General features: G+C 51.7%; 8 protein-coding genes and 1 pseudogene. 2 read left to right on the plus strand and 7 right to left on the minus strand.

Going from position 1 to position 12,349, the window contains the following annotated elements; translation table 11 throughout:
- Positions 1-125: 125 nt before the first annotated feature.
- The 7 genes and pseudogenes from EDC52_RS13785 to EDC52_RS20455 all read right to left on the minus strand — a co-directional run bounded on the left by EDC52_RS13785 (position 126) and on the right by EDC52_RS20455 (position 10,276).
- Positions 126-1,670, minus strand: a complete 1,545-nt coding sequence (locus tag EDC52_RS13785; protein WP_131865917.1) for a methyl-accepting chemotaxis protein — start codon at positions 1,668-1,670, stop codon at positions 126-128.
- A 369-nt stretch (positions 1,671-2,039) separates the two neighbouring features.
- On the minus strand, positions 2,040-3,698 hold the full coding sequence (gene eptB, locus EDC52_RS13790; protein ID WP_131865962.1) for a kdo(2)-lipid A phosphoethanolamine 7''-transferase: 1,659 nt from the start codon (positions 3,696-3,698) through the stop codon (positions 2,040-2,042).
- Between the two features lie 341 nt (positions 3,699-4,039).
- A complete protein-coding gene (locus EDC52_RS13795; RefSeq protein ID WP_131865918.1) occupies positions 4,040-5,374 on the minus strand; it encodes a uracil-xanthine permease family protein in 1,335 nt (444 codons plus the stop codon).
- A gap of 32 nt (positions 5,375-5,406) precedes the next feature.
- On the minus strand, positions 5,407-6,783 hold the full coding sequence (guaD, locus tag EDC52_RS13800; protein ID WP_131865919.1) for a guanine deaminase: 1,377 nt from the start codon (positions 6,781-6,783) through the stop codon (positions 5,407-5,409).
- A gap of 156 nt (positions 6,784-6,939) precedes the next feature.
- Positions 6,940-7,074: pseudogene (locus EDC52_RS20450) on the minus strand (iron-siderophore ABC transporter substrate-binding protein); the annotation flags it as partial.
- A gap of 418 nt (positions 7,075-7,492) precedes the next feature.
- Entirely contained in the window at positions 7,493-9,568 is a 2,076-nt protein-coding gene (locus EDC52_RS13805) for a TonB-dependent copper receptor (protein WP_230468051.1), read from the minus strand.
- A gap of 129 nt (positions 9,569-9,697) precedes the next feature.
- Positions 9,698-10,276, minus strand: a complete 579-nt coding sequence (locus EDC52_RS20455; RefSeq protein ID WP_131865920.1) for a DUF2946 family protein — start codon at positions 10,274-10,276, stop codon at positions 9,698-9,700.
- Positions 10,277-10,961: 685 nt separating this feature from the next.
- Between EDC52_RS20455 and EDC52_RS13815 the strand changes: the two genes are divergently transcribed.
- Complete coding sequence (locus tag EDC52_RS13815; protein WP_165911720.1) at positions 10,962-11,774, plus strand: winged helix-turn-helix domain-containing protein; 813 nt, start codon at positions 10,962-10,964, stop codon at positions 11,772-11,774.
- The gene (locus EDC52_RS13820; protein ID WP_131865922.1) at positions 11,774-12,241 is read left to right on the plus strand and encodes a FidL-like protein; all 468 of its coding nucleotides are present in this window, start codon (positions 11,774-11,776) and stop codon (positions 12,239-12,241) included. The genes EDC52_RS13815 and EDC52_RS13820 overlap by 1 nt, the downstream gene beginning before the upstream one ends.
- The last annotated feature ends 108 nt before the right edge of the window (positions 12,242-12,349 follow it).

Genomic DNA, 12,349 nt, shown 5'->3' on the forward strand with positions numbered 1-12,349 from the left:
TGGCCTGACCAGGAATCAAAATTGGCCGCCAGATGCAGTATATCACGTGTCGCAAAAAGCGCTGCAAAAGCATCGACCCAGCCCTCCAGGCGGGTCGCTATGTGGATTTTCGTCTGGCGGATGCCTCACATCTTGAAGGTTTCTACCATGCTTTTCAGCGCGCGCACCTGTTGGGAAAGAGCGAGCGACGCCGAAGAAGATTCCTGAACCATAGCCGCATTATTCTGTGTGACACTGTCCATTTGGTTCACCGCGACACTGACCTGAGAAATGCCCATCATCTGTTCAGCAGAAGCGATGGAGATGCCATCCATGGCCTGGGCCAACTCGCCGACCAGACTGGCAATTTTGATGATGCTTTGCCCGGTTCCATCGGCCACCACTACCCCATTGCCGACCTGCTCTACAGCCTGCTCGATCAGGGCCTTGATTTCTTTGGCCGCCGTGTCGCTGCGCTGTGCAAGCGTTCGGACTTCAGCGGCGACCACCGCAAAACCCCGGCCGCGTTCGCCGGCGCCCGCTGCTTCTATTGCGGCATTCAGCGCCAGAATATTGGTTTGGAACGCAATCCCCTCGATAACCCCGATGATGTCGCGTATTTCCCCAGCACTGACCGATATCTCATTCATACTGGTGGACATGCGGCGAACGTTTTCCTCGCCGCCGCGTGCCAGCGCAGCGGCTTCCCGCGCCGCGCCGGCCGTATGTTGCGCACCGGCAGCGTTACTCGTCACCGTGGCGCTTATCTGCTCGATACTGGCTGCCGTTTGCTGCAATGATGCAGCCTGCTGTTCAGTACGGGACGATAGCTCGGTATTGCCCTGAGCGATCTCCTCAGCGGCTTGCGCCACACAGACGGCCGAGTCCTTTATCTTTGCCACTAGGCTGCGCAAGTTCGTTTGCATACCGTCCAGCGACACCAGCAGGCTGCTGTCATCGTTTTGTCGCAATATCACCGGTGAGCTCAAATCACCGCTGGCAATGGCCGTTGCCAGCGCCTGAGCCACCCCGGGCTCACCGCCCAGTTGTCGCATCAGCTGGCGAATGTTAAAAAAGCAGACTATGACGCCCAACACGATAAAAATCAGGCTTAGTAGAGCGGATAGGGTCATTATCCGCAGCCCTGACGCATTGTTTTTGGCTGCGCTTATGTTGGCTTGGGTGGCCTGGATGGCCGTCAGTTCATTCAGGCTGCCAATCAGGATCTGCTGGGGCGGCCGGACAATCATGGTCAAATAATCAGCAAGTCCATCCAATTGCCTGTGCCTGCCCTTATTGGCGGCATTCTCTATTAACGACAGCGCCGTATTCTCATGTTCCTTAACGATGGTCAGCAGTTTTGTCTCATCCTCATTGTTCTGGGCATCGATCATCACGCCAAGCGCTTCTCGATGTTGAAAATACACGGCCTTGCTCTGCTGAAAACGTTGCCACTCATTTTCGATTGCCTTCTCATCAGAAAAAAGAGCCATATTTCTGATCTGAACCAGCATGTTCCGCAAGGCAGTGCCAGACTCATTTGCCAGTTCGACTTTTTTCAGTCTCAGGCTGACGATTTCATTCATGTCATGGCGTGAACGGTTCAAACTCGTAAAGTTAACGGCTGAACTGATGATAAAAAGTAAAATAAAAAAAAGATAACCAGCGGTGAGACGGGTAGAAATTTTCACAAGCGCATCCGATAGAAGTAGGAGGACTTAACCTATATCGGCATCGCTTTATTGCGTCTTAACGTCAGTAGTCGACAAGTTGCTTAGGCAAGTACCCGATCATGGCTGTCCGCCAAGGATGACTTACCTGGCGGCACCGGGTCGCAAGATGACCGACAGAGAGGATAATAAGTCGTACTCAACCGAATCAATGTGATGCCACGCCGCACCGGCGCGGCATGCTGATGAAGTTTGCGGTGAATAACGCGCGTAACATTCGTTTGTAAAGTTAGGTTAAGGGCAGCAATGGCAGCGTGTGGCTGCTTCCCCGCCCTGAGAATGATACATCACGGTCCTCCAATAATACCTGTCAGTAGCGTACACCGCCGTTCAGAAAGGTTTCACCCGGCACCAGTTATGTTCCTGCACGATACCGCCATCCGGAGATTGATAACCGATGCAGCCTAATAGGCTGTCGAACAGTTTTTCATGGTATACCGGCGTTTTGTCGGCCGCTAAACGGCGCAATTGATCAAAGGCCTGGGCATGTTCCGGTCTGGCGAGAAAACGGTCAGATGCCCAGACCATGATCGGGATGCTGCGCTGTTCAATGGGTGCATGATCTCTGGGCGTACCATGAAAATGCATATTATCGGCAATAGACTCGCCATGATCCGAGGCATAGAACACAATGGCATTGCGACCGCGCAACTGATTGAATACGTGCTCCAGCATACTATCGGTGTAGAACAGGCTGTTATCGTAAGAGTTGATCATTTCGGTAGTTGAACAGCTATCGTCAATACCCTGGCACTCAGGTTGATAGCGGGCAAAACTTCTGGGGTAGCGCTCGGTATACATATAGTGCGAGCCTTTGGTATGCAGCACCACTAAATGCTTACCGCCTGGATGCCGTGCCAGCGAATCCCGCAATTCATTAATCAGCGTCATATCATCAACCGGCTTACCGGCGTTGCGCTTCTCAGCCTGGATACCTTCGCGCAGGGCGTAGTCATCAGCCATGACCTTGTTGTAGAACCAGGCCTCACTCTGCATGGCAAACAGTTCAGAACTGAAGCCCTGCTTTTTAAGCACTGAAAACACATTCATCTCTTTGAGGGTTCGCTGGGGTGACTCAGCAGCCCCCCCTTCACGCACAAACATGCAGCGTAATGAGAGCTTGGTTGACGTATCGCAGGAATAACCTTGCAACGCAACCAGGTTGGCTTCTTTAGCCAGATTAGGCGTATTATCACGATAATAGCCATAGAGGCCCATATGATCACGGCGGGCGCTTTCACCGATAACAAACACCACCACCATATCATTGATATCCGCTGGCGGCAGGTAGGTGAAATGCAGCGCCGGATCATAAAGCTTACGGCTATCTTCAGCCTGGCTCCAGGCGCTGTAAGTCACCAGTCCGAGCGCCGACAGCCAGTTGGAGGGCGAGTAACTTCCGGCAACCACGCCGCCATAGCTGGCCATCATGCGGTTACTTTCTTTATCATGCTGATGCTGTACCTGGCCCATCAGATTAAGCGGCAACCAGCAAAGCAGCCCGGTGGTCAGCAACAGGCCGGTCTTTTTCAACCAGGCATGGCCATTACCCCTGGCGAGCGCGGCGTCGGGCATCGGCGTCAGCCACAGCGCCAGCAGCGGCGGCGCACTGACCAATATCATCCAGACCAGAAAGGTCCAGCCGATTGACTCGCGCGAAAGATCGATATCGGTGGTCATCACGGCGGCCAGGATGCCGTAGCCAATGTCCACATTAAACATGATCATATAATAGCTGGCGGCAACCGAACACAGTACCAGCAGGCTGGACAGCAGTCGGAACACACTGCGACCGGCCAACGACAGCAGCAGCATGATAAAACTGACCAGACAGAAGGCGGCAAAAATCTCAGCGCCGATGAAGGGGATATTGTCATACTGCAAGTGGAGAAATCGTCGATAGAACACCGGGATATTCAGGACAATACCGACGTAAAAAGCGATTAAAAAGCAGATTCTCAGTTGAGGACTGAGCCAATGGGGATGAATTTTCACTTGTATCTCTTACGGACTGCGCCTGGGTAACCTTCAGACCGGGCTGGGGGGCAACAGTTTCATGCCCGATCTGGTCAGGAGTCGTTATATTGTAACAAAATAAGGACTTTTCTGCCGACCGGCTACCACCATCAGCCGGCAATCGCTGCGAATAACGCGATAATGGCGGTGATTCGAGGACGCAAAAAAACCCGGTCAAACCTGTTCCCCCTCACATGGAGAAACATGCTCAACCGGGTTCCAGCGAAATGACACTGTATTTCTGCCCAGCAGCTTATTTTCTAACCTATATAACCTCGTAGCTCAACTACGCTGCTTCCACTTTGTGACCATGATCACTTTGATGTGTTGGGAATCAGTTGGTTAAGTACAATGGCTGCCATCGCCCCCACGGCCACTGACGAGCCCAGTACATACTGCACCATGACCGGCAAAGTCTGGATATATTCAGGCGGCGCCAGATTGGCGAAAAAGGCGAAAATGATCGGTAAACCGGCTATCAGCATGTTTCGTTCGGTAAACGGGGAATGACGGATCACCCGGATACCGTTCATGGCGATTGAAGTACAAAGAATGGCGAACACGCCGCCTATCACCGCTGCCGGTATGGAAGCGATAATCGCCGACAGTTTACCTATAAGCCCGAACAGCACCAGAATCAGACCTGCGGCGATAAATGCCGACCGGCTGGCGATACCGGTGATGGCGATGACGCCGGCGTTGGATGAGTAGCCGGTCACCGGCGTACTGCCCACCAGGGCGCTGACCACACAGCCCAAACCTTCGCCGACCGTGCCCCGGTCCAGTTGCCGATCGGTGATCGGTTGGTCAATCACCGCCCCTACCGCAAACCAGGTGCCGGTGGTTTCAGCCATCAGCACGATATAAATCACGACAAAAGTGAGCATTGCCTGCCATGAAAAGGTCAGCGAATAGTCCAGCAGCGCGATACGGGGCAACGTCAGCCACGAGGCCTGGGCCACAGCGTCAAGAGAAAACAGCCCTAAGATTGAAGCCACCGCGCAGCCGCCGGCCAGCGCGATCAATACCGAACACAAACGCAGCCAGACGCCCCGCCCGGCAAGCCTGACCCCCAGCATCATGCTGGTCACCAGCAGCACCGCCGATACCGAAGCCAGCAGCACATTGGTATTGATTGAACCGGTGCCGTATACGGTGAACACATTGGACTTCAGCGCGATTGGCAGCAAGGCGATACCCACCACTAATATAATAGTACCCCCCACCAGCGGCGGAACCAACTGCCTGATAATACGATGAAACACGCCCAGCGAGCCAAGCAACACCATCAGCACCGCACCCGGCAGCAGCGCGCCGAACAACGTAGATAGTCCGCTGATGCCGCCGCCGGCGGTGAAGGCGATTGCCAGCACTGCACCCAGCGGGATATACGACGGCCCCTGGGCTATCGGCAGCTTCATGCAAAAGCGGGTCTGGATAAGCGTGGCGATGCCGCTGGCGATAAATGCCGACTGGATAAGCGAGGCCGAATCCGCCACCGACAGCGTTAATACTGAAGCAATAATAAACGGCACAACATAGACATCCATAGCCAATACATGCTGCAACCCGAGCACGGCGGCCTTGCCTGTAGTCAGCCGATCATCCGGCCGGGCAATCAGTGTGCCTTCAAACGATGATTTTTCCATTCCAGTTTCCCTGACGCAAATGACACCAAACATTAGCGACTGAACACCAACTCACCCTGAACCCACGTGCGGATGATATTGCTGCGTGCCGCGTTATAAATGATTTTTTGTAGAATGTCCGGACTGCTGTCCAGCTCAGGCCAGATAACCACATTTCCTTCTGTTGCGCGGCAATCAAGCATCAACGCATCGAACGCATAGCCGGTTTTTATCTGGCCGATCGGCAAATCCAGCGCTTCGCCGCCACCGCCGGTCGCCAGCCAAAATGCCTGGCGAAAGTCTATTTTCGCCGATCCATTACCTCGGCTAGCCGCCTGAATGGCAGGATCTACGCCGTCATGAAGCGCATTGGAAGCGGTAATGGCATGGCGACAGCTGTCAAACATCGAAGGCGAATGGCCGCCGGAAAGATCGCTGCCCAGTCCAACATGCAGATGGCGTTCCAATGCCTTGCGCAACGGGAATACCGCATTGGAAAAATAGAAATTAGACAGTGGACAATGGGCTACTCCGGCCCCCGCCGCTTTCAGGGTATCCATATCCTCATCGTTGAGGAAATTGGCATGGGCCAGGACAGTTTTACGGGTAATCAAGCCAAAGTCGTTCAGCGCCTGGGTATCGTTTTTATGATGCCGCTGCTGGACATACTGATGCTCCCAGTCGCTTTCCGAACAATGAGTCTGGACATGGCAACCGCTGCGTCGTGCCAGCGCGCCCAAGCCAGTGAGCAGTTCATCTGTACAACTGGGAATAAAGCGCGGCGTGATAACCGGTCTGACCCGGCGCAGGGTGTTGCCTGGCAATTGATAGACGTCATCGATAAAACGCGCGGTCGCCTCAATAGCCGCCGTCGCGGACTCATCCCGATAATAGTCCGGACATTGATCGGGATTATCCATTGCCACACGCCCGACCAGCGCACGCTGGCCTTTCTCCAGGCAAATACGCGCCAGTTCCAGGCTGGATCGGTCGTGCAGGGTTGCAAAATACATGGCGGTAGTGGTGCCGTTAGCCAACAGGGTGTCCACCAGGGACAGATAAACCTGGCGGGCAAAATCGATATCAGCATAACGGGCTTCCAGGGGAAAAGTATTGTCCTGCAGCCACTCATTTAACGGCAGATCCAGCGCTTTACCGGTCTGCGGCCACTGAGGAGCATGCACGTGCAGATCGACAAAACCCGGCAGCACATATTGTCCCGGTTCCAGCACTGTCAGTTGACCTTGCAGCTGATAGTGCTGGCAGGCCTGACTGTAGCCGGTATCATCCTGATGGAGTACGGCAGTGATAACGCCATTCTCATCGACGCAGACCAGTGCATTTTCAATACAGTGCAACTGATGGGCGTTACTGGCGGTAAAAACGGTTCCCCGAAGGGCAAATGGCGAGATAGCGCGCTTTGGTGACATCGCGAAAAACACATCCTGAAAGGGTAAAGAAATTTATCATAGGTTATCGTTTTGTAAATGCAATCGTTTACCTTGTTTTAATACCGGCTTTCTTTCCCGGTCGCTGCAGCGGACAGGTTGAACATTATTCTGCCGGTTCGCTGGCCTGATGGTTAGTTTTTCGCTCCAGGAATCCACTACCCCGATCGGGGTAATGCCCAGCGCAACGGCCGTGTCGGTCGCGCCCTGAAACAAGGTCACCACCCGCAACGGCGTTCCGCTAACCCGGGTGCTGCCCAGAGCATGGGGCACGTCGCTGCACGCTGAGGTAATGGTTTTCTCCTTTAATTTGATAACGGTTTACGCTCAGCTGAATACGCTGGTGTCGATCTCAGCAGGCGATGCGGCAGATACGCAGGGCGAAATAAGCCATGACGCAAGACAGCACGCCGCTTGGGTCTTGTAGAACACGGTCATCTCCATTCCCGGGAACAAAAAGCGCAGATAAGTCGCTCAGCAAATCTGCTATGTCCGGTAGTGAATGCTAACCGTGGGACATTATTCAACTTCTTATAGTTAATTAGAATTAATATTATTCGCACTACGTATTCACCCGTATTTTCTTTTCTTACTGTTTATCAACTCAAAAAAAAGGCATCTTTTCAGATGCCTTTATAAATGCCTACACGCTCACCGGTTTTTAGTGTTCAGTGATACCCTGTCGCTATGCTTAGAACGCGACGCTGACTCTTCCCCACCAGGTTCGGCCGGGCTCATTAACCGGCATTCCGGCGGAATAGCCAAAACTGCTGTTGCCAGCCAGGTTGAGGTGCTCGTGATATTCTTTGTTGAAGATATTGTCGATACCCCCACTGAATTTGACATCCGGCGTTGCCTTCCAGGTAAGATTGGCCGATAGGATGCCAAACCCGGTAGAGCTGTCGAAATCCTTGCCGACCACATTGCCCTCATGCAGCGCAATCCGTTGCTGCTGGCTTACCAGGCGCCAAAGCGCAGTGCTGCTCCAATCGCCTTTTTCCCACGTCAGTCCCAGGCGGGCTTCCAGCGGCGGCATTTGCGGCAGAGGACGCCCATCGCGGCGATTTTTTCCCCAGCTATAGGCCAGGCTGCTTTCAGCAGTCCACTGTTCGCTCAGTGACCATGCCAGGCCAGCTTCGCCACCGAGGGTAACGGCATTGACGTTATCTGCACGGCTGCCGCGAGATCCATCGGCCGCATATTGGAATACTATGAAGTCATCCACCTGAGCCACCCAGCCGGATACCCAGCCCTTGATCCCGCCCTGCACATAGTTGGCGCCGATATCCAGCTGATGGGTCTTTTCGCTTTTAAGCCCATCAAAGGCGCTGGCATTGCCGGGCCCCATGGTTGGGGAGAACAGTTCCCAATAGTCGGGAAAGCGTTCGGTATACCCCAGCCCGGCATACAGCATTACCGGCATCGACTCGAGGGTATGTTCATAACGGATGAATCCGGCCGGCAAAACTGCGGATCGCCGTTGTGATTGAGTGGCGCGAAAGTTATCCACTGACTGATAGTCGGCGCGCACGCCGCCGACCACTTTGTGATAATCATCCTCAGACCAGGTAAGTTCACTGAATAAACCGGTCTGGCCAAAGGCGGCATCTTTTTGATAGGCTTTTTGCACCATTTTACGATGCACGCTGACCTGGGTGTCTATCCCGCTTTGCAACTGATAGTTATCCCAATGCCAGCTGGCCACTGCCCTGCCGCCGACCGTTCGTCGGTCAACGTTCATGACCATCGGCATCATCCCATGGCGGGATATAACGCAATGAGTGCATCCACTCATCATCGGCGACGCCGCACCTGAGCGATCAATATTGTCCATCTGATGATCGGCATAACGATAGAACAGCTGGGCTTCGACGCTTTCAAACAGCGTACCGATGTTATTTTTTTCATAGCGCAGTCCGATACTGTCACGCTTGAAATGGGCGCCATCCATGCCACGCCCGGCATAGCGAGCGTCGCCATCCCCTTTGCCCATCGACAGTTCCAGCAGCGTATCACTGTCCGGCGTCAGTCCCAGCGCCAGATCGCCGTTCCATTTATTCCACTTTGATGGAACCCGCCTGCCGCCGCCATCCTGATAGTCTGCTGCGGTTGATTTAGTGCCCGACAATCTGAGAAAACCCGTTTCGCTGCCCATCACCGTGTCGATGTTTTGATCAAAGCGGCGATTGGAACCCACCTGGGCACTGGCATTGAGGTGAATATCCGGTTGGTCAAAGTGAGGGCGCTCTCTCTCAAAGCGAACCACCCCAGCCGATGCCCCCGGCCCCCATAGCACGGTTTGCGGTCCCTTGATGACGGTGAGCAAATCATAGCTCTCCGGTGAAATATAGGAGGTCGGCGCATCCATCCTGGAAGGACAGGCGCCCGGCATTTCTGCGCCGTCGGTCAGAATGCGTAATCGTGATCCAAACATTCCTCGCAGCACCGGATCGCCATTGGTGCCGCCGTTACGTATCTGACTGAAACCCGGAATGGTCTTCAGGTAATCGGCCCCATCGCTGGCCGGCACCGGCTGGCGAGGGATTTTGGGCGAAGTGACGGTCACTAGCGGGGAATCCCCTGGCGCCGTGACAATCATGACATCAGCCTTGGACAGCGCAGCAGCATCCCCTTGTCCTGTGTTATCCGTTATCTGACCTGACGGGTAATCCTGCGCATGACTTGATGTTGAAACCATGAGGGAAAGCAGCGTGACAATGGAAAATCCCGCCCGCAGCGGTAGCCTCACCAATGTATGAAACAACATTTAATTTCCTTATAACAAACCTGCTGGGTAAATAGACACAGCGTATTTTGAATAACCTTCAGGCGTCATCCATCCTTGCCTGAGGCTTGCAGAATAAAAAGAGCACCGTTATTTATTGTTGATAGCAATTTACGGGCTTATCAGTGGCGGGGCTCTCGGCAACGGCTCAGGGAAAATATGACGTGGGAAAAGCCAGCGAGAGTAATAATATGCTGTCCGTAAAGAGATTCGATGGGTGGCAATTAGGGTTTCCCCATGATCGAATATCAGAGGCAGATGAAGCAGCAGAGAACAATATTCGCAGGCGCCACCATGCCAGGAGGCAGGCTCTGGAGCACAGGTTCCCGCCTGGCCGCGATAGACAACCCGGGAGGCATCAAAGCCTGAGGTCTCCGTATTGCCAGTCGGAGGCCGCTGGCCGGCAGTAGCAGTAGCAGTAGCAGTAGCAGTATGGTAGAAAACCGTTTTGTTAAATGTGTGGGGGGCGGGGTCAGTTTCGAGTAGCGGCTTGGCAGATCCAACATTTCCTGTTGCACGTTCACTCTCCGTTCGGTCCTGACTGTATATGCCTTCATAAGTCAATGACGCCGCACGCGTATGATGCGCAACCAGAGAGGTGGATATCACCGGTGCGATATACAATAGGAGTAATGAAAATACTGCTAACCATGCAGGCCAGGAGTATTTATTGCTGATATAAATAAGCAATGCCTTTTCACTATCAGGAAACTAAAACACAATTGTACGTGATAGAAACAGCCGAGCGTTAGAGAAAAATTAAGAAAATACACCATAGAAGGGAACCATTAAACTGCAGTGTGATTCATTCGGTTCAACAAAGGGATAATATGCCCGATATCATATTTCACACCACTTACATCATTTATTAAATAATTTATTCTTTGTTTATAATCGGCAATTAGATAGCTACCTACCAAACGATATCGCTCGATATTTTCCCTGAGGGACAAAAGTGAAGCAGATTGGCCTGTGCACACAAACAGCATAAAATATCGTACACAATAGTAAGCACGAAAACATCACTAGAAATAATACAGTAAATACAACAACAAAGACCTGATGGCAAGAAAACTGAAAAGTTGATTTCGCCAGTATCACAGTATAAAAAACTCTTTTTTAGTTAAAATTATGCTTTAAAATCTTTTTTATCAGTTCTATTCACAAAGCATCGATTTTATTTGGGCAACAGCTATATAATGATAACTAATGAGATATAGCTTCACTGGTCACCCCGTATCAAACAGGTTGATTATTTTTAATGTCGACTGACGACTTTTTTGTTGACGGATATATTCATTGCACTTACCCATTATAACCATTAAGAAAAGGTGATTTATATTGGCCTGAGCTGCGGGTTGATATGGAGAAGAAGATGAAATATTTAGTCAATGAAACCGTGGTGTTCGATACTGCAGAATTCACGCTTTGTTCTGAAGACAGTGAACCCAACTGCATAAAGTTATCCAACTCAGCCGGCAAAGTGCTGGAACAGCTGATCCTTCATCATGGCAACGGGCAGGTTGTCACCCGCGATCATTTTTTCGAACAGGTATGGACGATTAATGGACTTCAGCCCTCCAATGGCAACCTTAACCAGCAGGTCAGCCTGATAAGAAAAGCCTTATCCAATGTAGGCCTTGGCTCAAGCGTCATTATTACCGTCCCGAAACGCGGACTTAAACTCAGCGACAAACTGCGTATTACCGCACTTGAAGCGGAACTGTCACGCCCGGTGGATAAGGTTCATTTGACTGACAGCTTCACCGGTCCGTCCGGGTCAGCATCTGGTTCACTCAGCCTGCAGCAGAGTACTCGTCTTATACCCTATATTGTCATGCTGCTGCTGGCTATTTTTGCAGCGATAATAATTTATATCTATAGCTACCAAAATAATAATCAACCAACCTATTACTTCGGCAAAATTGACAGCTGTGAAGTGTATACCCTCCGTCCGGTAGATGATGACGAACGGGACGATTTGACAAATGATGTACGCGCGGTGATGAAAGATAACATTGATCGATGCCAGCCCAACTCGGCGTTGCTGTTTTCAAAAACGCAGGCAGCTGATAAATGGGTTCAGGATAATATTAACATTCGCATCTTCATGGCTAAATGCCAGAAAGATCGGAATGGTGATCTTACTCGGTGTCTAAATTATTTCCTTTATAACTGGACGGTCTGATGATCAAAGCGATGATAATCCTGTTTCTTTGTCTGGTTTCCGGGACTTTTTTTTTCCTTAACTATGAAAAAACCAGTCTCAACGGACGTCACTGCTCTGGTATCATGGTGTTAAAAGCCCATGTACCCAAAGGGTCAATCAATTATTTTGCCGAAGTTAAAATGCTTTTTACCAGCCAGAACGAAGGTTTTTATGCCCTCAGCGGCACATTGACGCTGGATGATAAATACTATGAGTTGCGGCGAAATAAGTATTTCACCTACTCTCGTATAGATAACTACGGCCTCTATGAAATGGAAATTACTCGGGAGACCCGTTCAGAAGAAGATACCGTGCCTGATGACATCGCTAAAATGGTGTTTCTACCAATGGGGACGACCTACATGCCAAGCTTCAGAGTGCTTGACGACCGCGCCTTACTGATAAGCTTTCTTTACTCGCCGTTTTTTGTCTGTACCGCTGATTGATGCATCATCACCTCATTTGGCACCGCTTTAGGGTGTAACGTTGACTAACCCGGGTAATGACACAATACTTAACCTTAAGTTGGGTCTTATTATACACCGCCCTCAGGG

The sequence above is a fragment of the Biostraticola tofi genome (assembly GCF_004343195.1).
GTDB lineage: Bacteria > Pseudomonadota > Gammaproteobacteria > Enterobacterales > Enterobacteriaceae > Biostraticola > Biostraticola tofi.